This window comes from Streptococcus infantis (assembly GCF_047465185.1).
Classification (GTDB): domain Bacteria; phylum Bacillota; class Bacilli; order Lactobacillales; family Streptococcaceae; genus Streptococcus; species Streptococcus infantis_O.
In genome coordinates this window covers 49,389-65,968 of the sequence record NZ_JASHAJ010000003.1, presented here as the reverse complement: position 1 = coordinate 65,968, position 16,580 = coordinate 49,389, and the positions used below count along the sequence as shown (strand labels likewise).

The window sequence follows — 16,580 nt, the reverse complement described above, 5'->3', positions numbered from 1 at the left end:
TTACAAGCTATTTTTTATAATATTCCACTTTCCCTTCCGAAAACGTTCAGTTTCCTCAACCTTTTATACAAAAATAGTCTTCAATGGTCGGATTTTTTATTAAATAAAAACCAGGAATAAAACCCTGGTTCATTACTTTACTATTAAGAGCCTAATTTTTCAAATACTTCTGAGAAATTTTTACTAATAGCTTCAAGAGAAACTTCTACTTCTTCTCGAGTTTGGTTGTTCTTGACCTGCACTTGACCGCTTTCGACTTCACTCTCTCCTAGAGTGATAAGTGTCTTAGCTCTAAAGATATCAGCCGACTTAAACTGAGCTTTGAGTTTGCGGTTAAGGTAATCTCGTTCTGCCTTGAAACCTTGTTGACGAAGAGCTTGTACCAACTCTAAAGCCTTGATATTTGCTCCTTCACCAAGGACAGCAATATAAACATCTAGGGCGTTTTCGATAGGTAGGGCCACACCTTGCTTTTCAAGAACTAAAAGGAGACGTTCTACACCAAGTCCAAACCCAAAACCAGCAGTCTCAGGACCACCAAAGTAAGCAATCAAGCCATCGTAGCGACCACCTGCGCAGACTGTTAATTCATTACCCTCGATTTCAGTGATAAACTCAAAAATCGTGTGGTTGTAGTAGTCCAAACCACGCACCATGTTGGTATCGATGATATAGTCTACTCCAAGATTTTCCAGCATCTGACGCACAGCATCAAAGTGGGCTTGGCTTTCTTCGTCAAGGTAATCCAAGATAGATGGTGCATTCTCCACAGCTGCCTTGTCTTCTTTTTCCTTAGAGTCCAAGACACGAAGAGGATTTTCTTCCAAACGACGTTGACTATCCTTAGACAAGCTATCTTTCATAGGTGTCAAGTAGTCAATCAAGGCTTGACGGTAGGCTGCACGACTTTCAGGATTTCCAAGAGTATTTAGATGCAGTTTGACACCCTGAACACCGATTGCTTTCAAGAAGTGGGCTGCCATAGCGATCGTTTCCACATCAGTAGCTGGATTGCTAGAGCCAAAACACTCCACACCAATCTGGTGGAATTGGCGCAAGCGACCTGCTTGTGGACGCTCATAGCGGAACATTGGACCCATGTAGTAGAACTTACTTGGCTTTTGCACTTCTGGTGCGAAGAGTTTATTTTCCACATAAGAACGAACGACTGGAGCAGTTCCTTCTGGACGGAGGGTAATATGACGGTCTCCCTTGTCGTAAAAATCGTACATTTCCTTGGTTACGATATCAGTTGTGTCTCCAACAGAACGACTGATGACTTCGTAGTGCTCAAAAATAGGGGTACGTACTTCTGCGTAGTTGTAGCGTTTGAAGATTTCACGCGCAAAGCCTTCAACGTACTGCCACTTGGCAGACTCAGCAGGTAAGATATCCTGCGTTCCTTTTGGTTTTTGTAATTTCATAGGGAATCCTCTTTCTAACTTAATAGTCCTATTTTACCATAAATGAAAGGATTGGGACAGTCTGAAAAGAAGACGAACACCTAAATTTCATTTTTGAGATTGAGACTTGTCAGAAGAATAGCTATCAGAGAAAGACCTACGAAAAGTATCCAAGTCAACTGTATATCCCATACCGCCACCAGTGAAAAACAGGCCGTCCCCACTGGTATAGATAGAGTAAACAACAAACCTAAAAAATTACTGGTACGAGAGAGAACCTCTGGAGCAAGATTTTTCATGAGCAAAGCACTAATTTTAGGGGAAATTTTACCAGAGATATACATGGTAAAAAAGACGAAAAACATCCCGAGCAAGACTTGGTTTAACAAATTAGATAGACCAACTAGACTGGCTCCTAATGTAACCCACATCATTAATCTAGGCAGAGATTGCTTCCCAAAATAATCATTGCCCGTAAGACTACTGATGATAACCGCTAATAAGGTAATCAATTGTAAGATAAACAAGGCATCCTTGTAGGAAAAATCCAGTAAGGAATGATTTAAAAGGAAGATGTTATAGATACCACCTAAAGCACCTCCCAAAGCATTGATAAGTAAGATAGCAAAGAGCATAAATCCAAAGTTTTTCTGTCCACTTTGAAGAAAAACGAGACGTAGGTTTCGGTAAATCGTTAAAAACTGATCTTTGATAGAAAGCTTCTCATTTTTCATTGATTTACTATCAGCAAATGGAGTTGATAAGCTTAATTCAGCCCTTCCTAAAAAGAGAATGAGAGCTGACACTAGGAAAAATATGGCATTGATTCCAGCTACGAGCGAAAAGTTCTGTGTCGACACCCCTAATAGCCAAACTCCGAAAGCCTGCCCGCCAATCGCAGAGATGTAGGTAATAAACTGCGAAAAGGAATAGGCCTCCATCAAATCTGACTCTGCTACTTTTTCTTTAACGAGAGGCATTCGCAATCCACCAGCAAAATCACTGGCTACATCACTAATGACATTGATGAGGCAAAGGGTCGAAAAGGCAAAGAAACTAGCTTGCTGAACAACTAGGGCTGCTAGAAAAAATAAAACCGCCTGAAATAAACCGACATAGGTCATCCATTTGACCTTGTCCCTCGTGTAATCTGCACGAATTCCAACAAAAACTGTAAAAAGAGTTGGAAGCATCATCACAACATTAGCCACGGCAACGGCAACAGAAGCCTCTGGTAAAGTCGAGGCATAGACCACAAATACTAAATTAAAAATTGAAGCTCCAAAAGCATTGAAAAATCGTGATAAACTCAAGATTCGATAAGCTTGATTTCTTAGTAATAGTTTCATATAGATTCCTTTCTCACATACTACTTTTATGGTAGTTCTAGTATAGCATCAAGAATCCTTTGAGAAAAATTTTTTGAATATATGCAACAAACTAAACTCATAACGAAAACGATAGAACTTGCTAATACTAATAAGTATCTTCCTAGCCCTATCGTTTCAATTTAATTTATCCAGTTGCAGATATTCAACACTCTATGACACTTCTATAATAGTCTGCAGATTTGCTACAACCAATTATCTCGAAAATACGGACAGCATCTTCCATCTTTTTTCGACCTTCTTCTACCCTTCCTTGTTTACTATCAAGCAAACCTTCTGCCCATAGGTAGACTATTCGAAAATAGGTTTCATTTTCTTCAAAGAAGTTCTTTTCAATTTGTTTTTTGAAATAAAGGGCATTGGTAAAATCATCAACTTCAATACAGGCCATAAAACCATTGAGGAGCAAGGTGTGCATCATATTCCGATTTTTCCCAACTCCTTGCAAGAAATCTGACTTCCGCAACATTTCCCGAGTATACTTTGTCAAAAGCTGGACTGATAAAAGAGGAGAGCAGGAAGAAAAGAACGAAAGTTCATAGAGCCCCCAAATTTCAACAGAAAATAGATAATCATGTAGGACTCTTTCTTCCTCAGAGGTCAATGTAACCGTCACATCAATAGCTTTCATATAGGATTTTATCAAAATAGCATTGAGAATGTGTTGCTGTTTATCCTTTGAAAAAGGATGTTGTTGGTATTCTCTCTGATAGAGAGTACTCAGGGATATTAAATCTTGTGGGTCGATAGCCTCAAACATTCTGTTTCTAAATTCAGAATAGGCATCCTGATGAAAACCTCTCGCCAAAAATAACAATTCTTCCATACTCGCATGAATATTCTCCAAAGCTGTGATTAACTTTGGAGCAGATATGTCACTCTGACCATTTTCAAAACGCGACAATAAGGATGCTGAAAAGCGTCCACCTGTTGCTTTTCTCAAGGAGATTTTTCTGGACTCCCTTAACTCTTTAAAAACTTTTCCTAAATTCTTCATCCTCTTACCACTCGTCTTTTATTTTTTCCTATTTTACCACATTTCCTAATAAATACTAGTTCCAAACCAGTATTTACAATCTCCCACATGCATGATACAATGAAAACCATCAGATATACGAAGGAGAACTTATGAAAAAGAATATCTTGACAACCCTTGTTGCTGCCCTTGTCTACTTTCTCTGTATCGGAGTGGGGGTTCTACTAGGGAACCTTGTCGACCACACTGGAAATATGTTTTACGCCCCTGCCTTTTCTGCTCTTGTGGGTGGTAGCGTCTATATGATCCTTTTAGCAAAGGTTCCTCGTTTTGGAGCTATTACTACGATTGGACTTGTAATTTCTCTATTTTTCCTCGGGAGCAAGCATGGTGCTGGAGCCTTTCTGCCAGGAATTATCTGCGGTCTTGCAGCAGATGGCATCGCTCACCTTGGCCACTACAAAGATAAGGTCAAGAACCTTCTTTCCTTCCTAGTTTTTGCCTTTGGTACTACTGGTCCCATCCTACTCATGTGGTTGACCCCTCAAGCCTATATCGCAACTCTAGTCGCTCGTGGAAAATCTCAGGACTATATCGATCGCATTATGGTTGCACCGAATCCTGCTAACATCCTCCTCTTTATCACAAGTGTTCTCATCGGCGCTTTACTTGGTGCCCTGATTGGACAAGCACTTAGTAAGAAATTCGCAGATAAAACATCATAAAAAAGAGCCAGATGGCTCTTTTTTATTTATGACTTAATTTCTTGGTCAACAAGTCTCCCAAGAACTGAATTGTAAAGATAATCAGAATAATGATAAGTGTCGCAAGGACTGTCACATCATGATTGAAACGGTTAAATCCATAAGCGATAGCTACGTTACCGATACCACCTGCTCCGACCGCTCCCGCCATAGCTGTTTCACCGACGAGGGAGATCAAGGTCACAGTCGTCACACGAATCAAGTCTGGTAGACCTTCTGATAGATAAACACCCACGATATCCCAGAAAGTAGCTCCGCTGGCTTGCGCTGCCTCAATGACACCACCATCTAGCTCAGCCAATACCACCTGTACTTGACGGGCAAAGAAGGCAAAGACTGCAAAAGATAGGGGTACAATAGCCGCATTTGGACCAATGCTTGTTCCTACGATTAGATGAGAGAAGGGTGACAAGACTGCCAAGAGAATGATAAATGGCACCGCACGGAAGATTGACGTGATCTTGTCTAAAATCCAGAAAACAACTTTATTTTCCAAGACACCACCTGGAGCTGTCAAGACAAGGAAAAGCCCTGCAACCAGCCCTAGGAAACCTCCAATGATAAAGGAAAGAACCGTCATATACAGGGTCAAGTAGATTGCTGTTCCCCAGCCAGCTTGACCAGACCAACCCATCTTGTAGACGTTTGGTAAATATGTTTGAATCAAGTCTGCCATCTCACTGTCCTCCCTTCAATACTTTTAGTTGCACACCAGCCTGACGGATAGCATCTTGAGCGCTTGCCAAGGCTTCTTTTTCCCCTGACAAGACAACCACAAGCTCACCCACAGGAGTGCCGTCAAGAATTTCAATGTTTCCATAGAGAATATTGGCTGTTACTTGGTAGTGCTTATACAATTCATTCAGAAGTGGTTCATCTGTAGAAGCGCCTGCATACTTGAGTTGTACCAAAATGCTGTTTTCAGATAAGTGCTCTACGATTTCTTGCTTTTCAATCTTGACCATAGCTTCATCGATACCTGTCGCCGTTGAGATAAAGTCCTGGGTCAATGGTTGCTTAGGATCTGAGAAGATTTCAAGAACGCTACCCTCTTCAATCAGACGACCATCCTGCATGACTGCTACACGGTTAGCAATGTCTTTGACAATCTGCATCTCGTGTGTAATCAGGACAATGGTCAAACCTAGTTTACGGTTCAATTCTTGCAAGAGTGACAAAATCTGTTTCGTTGTCTTTGGATCCAGAGCTGAAGTTGACTCGTCCGAAATCAAGATTTTTGGATCATTGGCCAAGGCACGCGCAATAGCCACACGTTGCTTTTGACCTCCAGATAGTTGTGAAGGATAGTTTTCGGCACGGTCAGCCAAGCCCACCAAGTCCAACAACTTAGCTACTTTAGCCTTCTTTTCTTCCTTGCTGAGTCCAGAGTGTTTGAGAGCAAAGGCTACATTTTCCTCTGCTGTTTTCTGGCTCATAAGGTTAAAGTGTTGGAAAATCATCCCAATATCTTGACGTTTATGGCGTAATTGCTCCGCAGTTAAGGTAACCTTGCCATCAAAAATTACATCATTATCTACAGTAATTCGACCTGCAGATGGTTTTTGCAAAAGGTTAATAACACGAACTAGGGTTGATTTCCCTGCTCCAGAATATCCTACAATTCCGTAGATATCTCCTTCTTGGATGTGAATGGTCACATCCTTGACCGCTGTGATGGTTCTTTTCTTTTGGTGAAAAGTCACATCGATCTGATCTAATTTGATAATATCTCTACTCATAGCTTCTAATCAGCTCCTCTACTAATTCAATATGGGTGTAATAATCGGCGATTCGCACATTTTCATCTCCACCATGGTCTCGGCTATTAGCATTTCCTAGACCAAAGGCAACCATAGGTACTTCTAAGGCATCAAAGACTGTATGCATAGGACCTGTCCCAGCCGTTGTTGGCAAGACCGATACGCCCTGTGGATAGAATTTCTTGGCCAGCTCAATAACATTGAGAATAGATGGTGCACTCATATCACTTCGATAACTCATCTCACCCAAGGTATAGTACAATTCTACCTTATCAAAACCGTTTTTGTCTAGTTGTTTCCGGATTTTCTCCAAAACATCATGTGGTTCTAAGCCAGGAACCAAACGAACTTCTAGTTTAGCGCTAGCTTCTGCTGGCAGAATTGTTTTAACTCCTTGACCTTGATAGCCTGACTGAATTCCTTCTATATTGAGCGCTGGTTCAAAGAAAAAACGTTTTAGAAAAGCTGTACGTTCCTCTTGTAAAAGTGGCAATTCCAAGCCATAAATCTGACTGATTTCCTCTGGATTGCGTTGGGCATAGGTTTCAACCAAGGCCAACTCACGTTCATTAGGCTCCTGTACATGATCGTACAATCCTTCTACCAAGATACGGCCGTCGGCAGCGCGAAGACTAGTCAAAGCTTGAATGAGATACCATGGAGCTGATTCGATGACTCCACCATAGCTAGAATGAATATCGACGTCTGCACTCTTGACCTTGGCATCAAAGGTTACAATCCCCTTGTTCCCACCAGAGATTTCTAACTGTTCCAAGGCATTCTTTGTCCCTTGTTCCCAGACCAATAAATCTGCCCCACGGAGTTTATCTGCATGTTTTTCTAGATATTTATCTAAGTCCATAGAGGCAGATTCCTCTGCCCCTTCCATGATGAAGCTGATATTGACTGGAAGATCATCGTGATCTTGCATGTATTTTCTCAGCGCACTGAGTCGAGCAGTGATATGCCCCTTGTCATCATCAACCCCGCGTCCATACATAATGCCATCACGCACAGAGAGTGTAAAAGGATCCTCTGTCCAAACTTGATCACCATCTGCTGGTACTGTGTCATAATGGTTGTAGAAAATGATAGTCTTGGCATCTGGACGTGAACTTTTGAAATTCGCCATGACAAAAGGTGCTGTATAGCTCTCGTCAATCTCGACCTCTGCACCTACGCGCTTGAAAATCTCGCCTAGATAACGAGCCACCTCTTTAAGGCCGACTTGTTGGGCAAAGACTGATTTTTTAGAAATCAGGGTACGCAAAACTTCAAAGTAATGTTGCGCTACATGATCCTTTTCAAACTTTTCAATTTGTTCTTCTTGGCTAGGGAAAACCATTTTCTCTCTACCTTTCTACTAGGACTTGTACCTTTAGAATCAATACAAGTGGATTTCATTTGTTTTAGGCTCTATATAAAAGCAAGAGGTGGAAAAAATCTCTCCCACCTCCCTGTGTTTATTACCAAACTGGTTGATCCAAGCCGTCTGAAGTTTCTTCGATGACTTTTTTCACTTCGTCAGTGTGGTAAGCTGCGATAATTTTCTTGATGGCATCAGCTTTAGGTGATGATTCCCAATCTTTTTTCGCAACGATGATGTTATACCATTGTTTTGAGTTTTCGTCAGCTTGCTCTTTAAAGAGTGCTTTCTTGTAGTCCAATTTTGCTTCTGTAACAAAAGTGTTGTTTACAACAGCTGCATCAACTGATGACAATGAACGAGCTGTTTGGCTAGCGTCCAATTCAGTGATTTTCAAGTTCTTTGGATTTTCTGTGATGTTTGCGATTGTCGCAAGTGCAGTTCCTGAAACATCCAACTTAATCAAACCAGCTGATTGAAGAAGGTAAAGGGCACGGCTTTCGTTAGTAGCATCATTTGGAATTGCGATTTCACCCTTATCTGGGATTTCTTCCACTTTAGTGTACTTGTTTTCACTTCCGTTTAAACCTGAGTAAAGGCGGATTGGTGAGATATAAGTATCTGCAATCGCTACAAGATCTTTACCGTTTTCTTTGTTCCAGTTGTTCAAAAAGTTGTAATGTTGGAAAGCGTTCAAGTCTACTTCACCATCAGCAGTTGCTTTATTTGGTTGTGAGTAGTCTGTAAACTCTGTGAATTCCAATTTAATTCCGTCTTTTTCAACCAATTCTTGGACTTTATCCCAACGTGCTTCTTCTGAACCACTACGGTTAACAGTCGCAATTTTAACTGTAGTTGTATTGTCCGCTTTCTTGTCTGAATTTCCGCAAGCTGCAAGTGTAAGGCCTGCTACTGTAGCAATAGCTGCTACGCTTAACCATTTTTTGATTTTCATGATTCATTCTCCTTTTAAAATAATACCGTAATAGTATCTCATACTTTATTTGATTTAGCAAATTGTTAATAGATAGGCAGACATATAGTTTGAAACTATACATATTAAGCTGATATTAGACCTATCCTCGGATTTATCATTCTATAAAAAAGCCATCTAGCTGATTGCTAGATAGCTTTTAAGATTTATTCACCTTGTCTTCTGCGTCGTGTTACGATGCCTGCTAAGCCGAGACTCGCAAGTAAACCGTAAACTCCAAACAGAGTCGTTTGTTCATCTACACTTGAGTTTGTTCCTGTATTTGGCAATGCTTTAGTAGAAGCTTTTTTGCCGAGTTTATTAGCTTTTGCTCCTTGAGATTTGTCAGCAAGTTTACGAAGATCAAATTCTGGAAGTTGGTCTTGAATTGGTGCATTTTTTGGTAGACCGATAATAATTCCGTCTTTTTCACCAATTCTTAGCATATTTTCTGCTTCAAGTACATCTAATAAAGCTTGCAGCTTCGCTTTAGCTTCTGCTAGAGCTGTTTGAGCCAATTTCAATTCAGCTTCTGCTTGATCACTAACTTTCTGTGCATTTGCTTTATCAGTTTCTGCTTGCTTCAAGGTTGTTTCCAAATCTGATGCTTGACCTTTCAAGGCTTTTGCTTTATCGCGTTTTTCTTCTGCATTTTTAATGGCTGTAGCCAATTCTGCTACCTTGGCTTGCAAGGCTTTTAGATTTTGACTTGCTTTAGTTGCCTCTTGTGATTTCGTAGCAACTAAGTCAGCTTTTGCTTTCGCATCTGCAGTCAAGGATACCAAATCAGATTTAGCCTGTTCCAAGTCCTTTTTAACTTGTTCACGAGAACTTACTAAATTATTGGCTTGTTTATTTAATTTATCCAAAGATGCCAACAAATTAGCTTTTTTAGTTTCAGCAGCTACTTTTTTAGCATCTTTATCAGCTTTTTCTGCTTGCAATGATGCAAGTTCAGCCTTAATCTCAGCAGATTTGTCAATAACTGTTTTTTCAACGTATACAAAGTGATGCTCAGGCAAGAACTTCATGCGTTTACCATAGAAAGTCGGATGCAATTTATCATCTTCCTTAAAGGCATAGAAATTAGATGTGTATTCCTTCACTGTTTCAGGTGAATAGGCATTACTTGTATATGTATAATAAATGTTATTAGGATTTTTTCCTTCAATCGTTCCTTGGGCAACTCCTACTTTCCCTCCAACCGGTGTAAGAAGGGCTCTGCGGTGTCCGTAGTCGATTCCTTTTATATTATTAAAGTCTGCATACCAAGCTAAAAGGGCTTCATAAGCAAACTGTTTATAACTCATAATCTTATCGTAATTATAAATCGTTTGACCATTTTTAACTTCCACAAAGTTTGGTCCACCATCTGTTCCAGGAATTGCATATTTCATTCCAATATTTTCTACACGAACATCTTCTCCATCTGGGTGTGTGAACTTGGTATCATGGCTTAAAACTCCAGTGGTAGCCATTTCATTTGAACGTTCTTCTGCATGTTTAATGTAGGCTTCGTCTAGAGCTAAATCTTGTGTAACACCATTAGCGCGACGGAGTTCATTTGCTACCTCAATGAAAGCTTCTGTCAATTTGCGATTATCCACAACAAACTTAAAGACTGGTCTTGTTTTATATTTGTGATTAACTGCATCATATGGGTTTGCATTATAATCAGCTAAAGCCTTAGTGAAGCGTTTCATTTCGTCAGTTGCTTCCACTTCAACTTCACGAACACCTTGGAAGGCAACATTTTCCATCAAAGGATTACCTGAGGCGTCTTTAGGACGATATTGTTTGTTATAGTCATAACCATCCTCAGATGCTGGAGCTTTACGGCCTTGTTCTTCTGGATTCAAGGCTTTTTTCAAAACTGTTGGTTTGTAATTGTCAAGTTCCTTTTGTTTATCTGCTATCTTATTCGCTACTTCACTTGCTGCTTTAGTCTGTTCTTGAAGAGACTGCTCTGCCTTTTTAACCTCTTTTTCTGTATTAGAGATTTGATTTTTAAGACTTCCATCAGTCATACCATCTAGTTCAGCTTGTTTAGCTTTTACCTCTGCCGCTTTAGCATCACGCTTTTCATTGGCAGATTGGCTAGCTTCTTTAGCTGCAGTTTCTGCAGATTTAGCTGCTGTTTCTGTAGATTCTGCGTTTGCCAAAGCTTTGTCAGCTTCTGTTTTTTCAGCGCTCTTCTCAGATGCTACTTTTGATTCTTCTTCGATGATAGCATCAGCATTTTTAGCGATATTGATAGCTTCTTTGGTCTCAGCAACCTTTTTATCAGCCTTTGCTAAGTCCTTTTTAGCATCCGCTTCTTTTGAAGCTTTTTCATCTACAGACGCTTGAGCTTTCTTAACTTCCTTTTGCGCATCTGTAATCTGTTTTTCAGATGATGATTGTGCGACAGCTTTTTCCTTAGCATCTACAGGCTTTTCATTAGCCTGAACCTCATGATTCATTGCACCCGCTGCTAACAAAGCAGCAGCTAATGTAAATGAGGATAAAAACTTTTTGTGTTTCATAACAATCTCCTTTAAATGTATTATTTAATATTATAAACCATTCCGACGGCCTTTGTCAAAGAATATGAGGTATTACAGCCGCTTTTTTGAATGTGCTTACATAAAAAATACCCCTGTCACTAACAGAGGTATTTTTAAATTATTTAATGTCAGCTTCTGCTGGCAGGTAAGAGCCACCAAAGAACTGTTGAGATAGTTTTTCAAGCGTTCCATCTTTATAGAGTTCTTGGATGCGTTTGTCCACAAAAGCCTTCAACTCATCTTGACCTTTGGCAAGAAGTGGGTAAACATAAGGTTGTTGGTCACTTGGGAGTTCGATGACTTTCAAATTATCCAAACCTTGGTTTTTGATAACTGTCTCTACACCGATCTTGTCAAAAATCTTATAGTCAAATTGTCCATCGCTCAAACGAGACATGATTTGTTGGAAGTCAGCTTTTGTATAGTTAAGGACAGTTGGGTTATCTGTGTGTTGTTTGTTGTACTCTTCCAACTGTTTCGCTGATGTTGTTCCTTGAACGACTTCAGTAGATTTTCCACCGATATCATCAAGTGATTTGATGCTGTTGTCATCTTTCTTAACTACAAGAACGTTAGGGTTTTTAGCAGTTGGTGCTGCGTAAAGATATTTTTCTGCACGTTCTTTAGTGTAGCTGATGTTGTTAACCGCCATTTGGTAACGATCTGCGTCAAGACCTGCAAAGACACCTGACCATTCTGTCTTTTCAAACTTGACATCATATTTGTCAGAGTCTTTAAAGATAGCACGAACAACTTCGATTTCGTAACCAGTCAACTCACCATTTTCTTCATAGTTAAATGGTTTTGGTGAAGCGTTGGTTGCAACGATAATTTCTTTCTTACCAGATGTTGCTTCGCTAGTTGCAGCATCTTTCTTCTCACCACCTGAGCAAGCTGCTAATACACCTGCGGCAACAAGCCCTAGGGCAGCAAGTGATGAATATTTAACGATTTTTTTCATGATATTTCCTCCAAAATAAAATACAGTTTTATCTTAACAGAAAAAAAGTAATTGCGCCATTATATGATTTCTATATTTGCCATAGGTTTTCTTTATGGCTGACTAAAAGACCAAACGGAGGACTGCTATCAAGGCCACTCCAAAGAGAACTGTACCCACCAGATTGCGGTAGCGAAAGGCTACAAAGGCTGTTGGAAAGACTGCTAAAAAGTCTAACCATTTTATCTGTGGGAAGCTTCCAGCTTTTCCGCTCACAACACTTGAAAGAATCAAAGCGAAGATAATAGAAACTGGGAGGAATTTTAAAAAGTGCTCTACAATAGGTGGCAACCCCTTGTACTTGGCAAGGATAAAAGGAATCATTCTCGGAATCCAAGTCACCAAGCCAGAAAAGACGATTGCCATTAAAATATACTTACTGACCATCCAAAATCACCCCCATTGTACAACCCAACAAGGTCGCAAATAGGACAGCTAGCGACTGAGACACTACTGTCAAGAGCACAAAAAAGGAAACAGCAACAACTCCAAGAATGATGAAGAGATTGCGTAAGGGAATCCGTTTTTGCATAATTTGAAACTGGGAAGTGAAAATCCCGATAAACATTCCCACTAGGGCAAAATCTAGACCAAAAACTTCCGGATTTGGCAAAAGGCCACCTAGAGCAGTTCCGACAACTGTTCCCAAAAACCAAGAAATATAGCTATTGAGATTGTTTCCATGCATCCACATAGGGTTGACCTTATCCGTATGAACTAGCTCTCCCATCAAGACCCCATAAGTCTCATCGGTCAAGAGACTGGACATGCTGATATTATGCCAGAGACTGGACATGCTGATATTATGCCAGAGACTGGTATGACGGAAATAGGTCGACGCATGCAAACTCAGCAAGAAGAGACGCAGATTAATCAAAAAGACCGTCATAGCAATGGCTGCCACAGGGGCTTGAACTGCTATCAAGGCTATCATGGCAAACTGAGCACTCCCAGCATAGACAAAGAGGCTCATCAAGCCCATCTCTACAGGGGTTACATAAGGGGAACCGATAATGCCACAAGCAAGACCAATGCTAACATAGCCCAGAGCCGTTGGCACCGCAGCCTGCACACCATCCCAAAATCCTTTTTCTTTCATAAACCTCCTCACTATTCATTCCTTCATCAACTACTTTCCAGACAGTCAAAGCAAAAATTATTATAACACATTCAAAGAGTAGAAAACCGTCTGGAATTTGAAACTAATAGCAAGTATCAGACCCTGAACAGTATGGTTCATTATGGATACATGAGAAATTGATCAATTCGAATTCTATACTTATAGCCTTCATTTTTTTCAGTATATTCATCTTCTATCGGGTAGACATCAACCCAGAGTTCTCTCCTTTGGCCTTGCAATTTGACTTTATAGCGATAGCCATCATCGTATAATCCTACTGTCTCGGTAGTTACGGATTTGAAAGTCGGAAGATCTTCAATTTCTTTTTTTATAGTCTGGGATAAATTGTAGAGCGCTACTTGTTGCTCCATTTTTGAAGCTACAGGAATATGAACTGTTACTTCTTCCAAGCGATGTGATTTTGAAAATGTGAAATCCGCTCGACCTGTATAACCATTCAATGCAATATTTTCGTAATGATAGAAAAGTCGGCCTGTTTTATAGAAATAAGGATCCCTTGCATGCCAAGTGTCCCGAAAGGCGGTTTCCGTTTCTTCTATCACTTCATCAGCTTCTCCAAACACTTTTTCAAGAGATTTGAGGGGCATATTGAATGACAGTGACTCAAATAGAATCAATTGTGTCTTTGGAATATGCTGGCAAGCTGACATGCAAAGCAATAAAGCTCCAAGAGCAAGCACAACGTTCATTGTTTTTTTAAATTTCATATTTCTACTATACTAAAAGATTCCGGCATTTGTCCAAGATAAAAGAGTTAACACTGAGCTAACTCTTTATTCCATGGTATCAAAAGCCAGGCTAGGTTTTGCATTCAGCTCCAAGTCTGCAAAGTTTTCTTTATTCCACTCACTAACGCTAGCATAGGCAATCATACCCGCATTGTCTCCGCAAAGACGTAGAGGTGGAATGATAACCTTGACATCGGTGATTTCAGCCGCCAAACGTTCTCTAAGACCTTTATTGGCAGCCACACCACCAGCCACGACTAGGGTTTTAACAGGGTATTTCTCCAAAGCCTTCTTGGTTTTCGCCATGAGAATATCCAGGACAGCTGCTTGGAAGGATGCACACAAGTCCGCTGTAGACAAACTTTCTCCCTTTTGCTCGGCATTGTGGTGGAGATTGATAAAGGCAGACTTCAAACCTGAGAATGAAAACTCCAGATTGTCTTCCTTAATCATGGCACGAGGGAAATCATATATATCCTGACCTTGATGAGCCAACTCATCAATCTCACGACCTGCTGGATAGGTCAAGCCCATGACACGACCGACCTTATCATAGGCCTCACCAACTGCATCATCACGAGTTTCCCCAACAATCTTATAATCACCAGCCTCAGAAACATAGACTAACTCTGTGTGGCCACCACTAACCAAGAGGGCTAGCAAGGGAAACTCCAAAGGTTCGACACTTTGAGCCGCCATGAGGTGACCAGCCATGTGATTAACGGGAATTAGAGGTAGGCCATGCGCCCAAGCAAAGGCCTTGGCAGCTGACAAACCAACCAGCAAGGCCCCGACCAAGCCCGGTCCATAGGTGACCGCCACAGCTGTCACATCCTCTTCGGCAATCCCTGCTTCTGCTAGCGCCTCCTCAATACAGGCTGTAATGACCTCGACGTGGTGACGACTCGCTACTTCTGGCACTACGCCACCAAAACGTTTGTGACTCTCAATTTGGCTAGCAATGACATTGGACAAGAGCTCGTCATCGTTTTTTAAGACGGCAACACTGGTCTCATCACAGGATGTCTCAAATGCTAAAATATATCTATCCTTCATCTATTTCTCTCTTCATGATAATGGCGTCCTCAACTGGATCATGGTAATAGGCCTTTCTCTCAGCGATGACCGCCATTTTTTCTTTCTTGTAAAATGCTTGCGCTCGGTGGTTGGACTTTCTGACTTCGAGGAAAATTTCCTTATCTGTGGGCAATTGAGCAAACAAGGCTGTAGCAATCTCCTGACCTTGATAAGCTTTTTTAACAGCGATTTGTAGGACTTCTGCTTCAAAGAGATTCTCCTGAATTGCTAGAAAACCTATCACTTCAGCCCCATCATAAGCCAGAGCATACCAGGTCTGATCTTTGGACAAGTCTGCTTGGATTTGTTCCAACGTCCAAGGGCTGACTGGATAAACATCCTCCATAACTGTGTAGATTGCTTGAGCAACATTCGGTTGCTGTTGGATTCGTTTAATCTCTATCATAGGCGTTTAATGTAAGACTCGCCAGACTCGGCGTGGTTCTTGAGCCAATTTTCCTCAGCTTCGACACGTTTGAGGTAGTTTGGTACAAAGTCATGTAAAGAGTCTGCTTCCTTGTCCCAGGCCCAAAGAGCTAGATTCGCTGCGTTTGGTAAAGTTTCTTGATAGTTCGCCTGTGGTAATTGCTCTTGAATCTGCTCGACAAAGGCACCCACTTCACCGACAAAGGTTACCTGGTCAACATCCTTGACTTGCTCTAGGACCTCCTCGAAAGACAAATGCGCCTCTGGAAATATAGGCTGCGCAGTTTCGTAAAACCCTGCATATACATTGTTGCGACGCGCATCCATCAGAGGGACTACCAGTCCTTCCTGCTGGCTCGGTACCAGAGCTAAAAGGCTAGACATCCCTACTAACTCAATGTTTAAGGTATGAGCCAAGGTCTTGGCAGTTGCTACTGCAATTCGTAAACCTGTATAGCTACCCGGTCCCTCTGCCACGACGATTCGATCCAAATCCTTAGGTGTCAAATCTAGACTGGACATCAAAAAATCGATAGCAGGCATGAGGGTAATACTGTGATTTTTCTTGATATTAATAGTCGTCTCGGCAAGAAGCTGCTTGTCCTCTAAAATGGCTAAAGACAGAGCCTTGCTGGACGTATCAAAAGCTAATACTTTCATAACACATTCCTATCTTTTTGTCTGTTTACTATTATACTACAAAAGCTGACACATGGGAATTTTCTTTGTTTTGAAACAAGAATGCCCTGCCAAATAGACAGGACAAGCACTCAAGAATTCAAACCAAAGTAAAATACGAACCAGACCACATAGGTTACAAGAAGAAGGAAGAACGAATACAGAGTCACGAAGCTAATCTTCCAAAGGAGCTTGGCTTTCCGATGCTCTAGCAGAGTATACAAAATATTGCCACCGTAAACACAAGCAACAAAAATAGCGAATGCCAAGATACGAATTGCAATAGCTAGTTGAAACATATCCTGCCCTCCTTCATAAGGAAAAACCTCTTTTCTAACTTTATTATAGCACGTG

17 protein-coding genes are annotated in these 16,580 nt (G+C 40.9%); 1 reads left to right on the top strand and 16 read right to left on the bottom strand.

The genetic code is table 11. The features are described from left to right. Positions 1-143: 143 nt before the first annotated feature. From hisS to QM382_RS06125, 3 genes are all read right to left on the bottom strand, one after another. Positions 144-1,424, bottom strand: coding sequence for a histidine--tRNA ligase (gene hisS / locus QM382_RS06135; RefSeq protein ID WP_414272784.1), 1,281 nt, complete (start codon positions 1,422-1,424; stop codon positions 144-146). 80 nt (positions 1,425-1,504) lie between these two features. Next, a complete protein-coding gene (locus QM382_RS06130) occupies positions 1,505-2,752 on the bottom strand; it encodes a transporter (RefSeq protein WP_414272783.1) in 1,248 nt (415 codons plus the stop codon). A 184-nt stretch (positions 2,753-2,936) separates the two neighbouring features. Further along, positions 2,937-3,788, bottom strand: a complete 852-nt coding sequence (locus QM382_RS06125; RefSeq protein ID WP_414272782.1) for an Rgg/GadR/MutR family transcriptional regulator — start codon at positions 3,786-3,788, stop codon at positions 2,937-2,939. Between the two features lie 131 nt (positions 3,789-3,919). Between QM382_RS06125 and QM382_RS06120 the strand changes: the two genes are divergently transcribed. Next, positions 3,920-4,492: an MptD family putative ECF transporter S component gene (locus QM382_RS06120; RefSeq protein WP_414272781.1), complete on the top strand. Its 573-nt coding sequence runs from the start codon at positions 3,920-3,922 to the stop codon at positions 4,490-4,492. A gap of 22 nt (positions 4,493-4,514) precedes the next feature. Here QM382_RS06120 and QM382_RS06115 read toward each other — a convergent pair whose 3' ends face one another. From QM382_RS06115 to QM382_RS06055, 13 genes are all read right to left on the bottom strand, one after another. Further along, positions 4,515-5,207: a methionine ABC transporter permease gene (locus tag QM382_RS06115; protein WP_195183473.1), complete on the bottom strand. Its 693-nt coding sequence runs from the start codon at positions 5,205-5,207 to the stop codon at positions 4,515-4,517. Position 5,208: 1 nt separating this feature from the next. Next, the gene (locus tag QM382_RS06110; protein ID WP_223339651.1) at positions 5,209-6,270 is read right to left on the bottom strand and encodes a methionine ABC transporter ATP-binding protein; all 1,062 of its coding nucleotides are present in this window, start codon (positions 6,268-6,270) and stop codon (positions 5,209-5,211) included. Then, positions 6,263-7,636 carry a M20 family metallopeptidase gene (locus QM382_RS06105; protein ID WP_414272780.1) on the bottom strand — a complete coding sequence of 458 codons (1,374 nt, stop codon included), beginning with the start codon at positions 7,634-7,636 and terminating at the stop codon, positions 6,263-6,265. Before QM382_RS06105 ends, QM382_RS06110 begins: the two co-directional genes overlap by 8 nt. A 121-nt stretch (positions 7,637-7,757) precedes the next feature. After that, positions 7,758-8,612, bottom strand: coding sequence for a MetQ/NlpA family ABC transporter substrate-binding protein (locus tag QM382_RS06100; RefSeq protein WP_414272779.1), 855 nt, complete (start codon positions 8,610-8,612; stop codon positions 7,758-7,760). 185 nt (positions 8,613-8,797) lie between these two features. Then, positions 8,798-11,155 (bottom strand): hypothetical protein, encoded by a 2,358-nt coding sequence (locus tag QM382_RS06095; RefSeq protein ID WP_414272778.1) that lies wholly within the window; start codon positions 11,153-11,155, stop codon positions 8,798-8,800. 139 nt (positions 11,156-11,294) lie between these two features. Continuing rightward, positions 11,295-12,137 carry an amino acid ABC transporter substrate-binding protein gene (locus tag QM382_RS06090; protein ID WP_414272777.1) on the bottom strand — a complete coding sequence of 281 codons (843 nt, stop codon included), beginning with the start codon at positions 12,135-12,137 and terminating at the stop codon, positions 11,295-11,297. Positions 12,138-12,239: 102 nt separating this feature from the next. After that, a complete protein-coding gene (locus tag QM382_RS06085) occupies positions 12,240-12,563 on the bottom strand; it encodes an AzlD domain-containing protein (RefSeq protein WP_414272776.1) in 324 nt (107 codons plus the stop codon). Beyond that, positions 12,553-13,275, bottom strand: coding sequence for an AzlC family ABC transporter permease (locus QM382_RS06080; RefSeq protein ID WP_414272775.1), 723 nt, complete (start codon positions 13,273-13,275; stop codon positions 12,553-12,555). The genes QM382_RS06085 and QM382_RS06080 overlap by 11 nt, the downstream gene beginning before the upstream one ends. A gap of 140 nt (positions 13,276-13,415) precedes the next feature. Then, entirely contained in the window at positions 13,416-14,024 is a 609-nt protein-coding gene (locus tag QM382_RS06075; RefSeq protein ID WP_195183477.1) for a hypothetical protein, read from the bottom strand. A 66-nt stretch (positions 14,025-14,090) separates the two neighbouring features. After that, positions 14,091-15,101 (bottom strand): tRNA (adenosine(37)-N6)-threonylcarbamoyltransferase complex transferase subunit TsaD, encoded by a 1,011-nt coding sequence (gene tsaD, locus QM382_RS06070; RefSeq protein WP_414272774.1) that lies wholly within the window; start codon positions 15,099-15,101, stop codon positions 14,091-14,093. Beyond that, entirely contained in the window at positions 15,091-15,528 is a 438-nt protein-coding gene (gene rimI, locus QM382_RS06065) for a ribosomal protein S18-alanine N-acetyltransferase (RefSeq protein WP_414272773.1), read from the bottom strand. The genes tsaD and rimI overlap by 11 nt, the downstream gene beginning before the upstream one ends. Continuing rightward, the gene (tsaB, locus tag QM382_RS06060) at positions 15,525-16,208 is read right to left on the bottom strand and encodes a tRNA (adenosine(37)-N6)-threonylcarbamoyltransferase complex dimerization subunit type 1 TsaB (RefSeq protein WP_414272772.1); all 684 of its coding nucleotides are present in this window, start codon (positions 16,206-16,208) and stop codon (positions 15,525-15,527) included. Before tsaB ends, rimI begins: the two co-directional genes overlap by 4 nt. 110 nt (positions 16,209-16,318) lie before the next feature. Further along, the gene (locus tag QM382_RS06055) at positions 16,319-16,525 is read right to left on the bottom strand and encodes a hypothetical protein (protein ID WP_414272771.1); all 207 of its coding nucleotides are present in this window, start codon (positions 16,523-16,525) and stop codon (positions 16,319-16,321) included. Positions 16,526-16,580 lie beyond the last annotated feature (55 nt).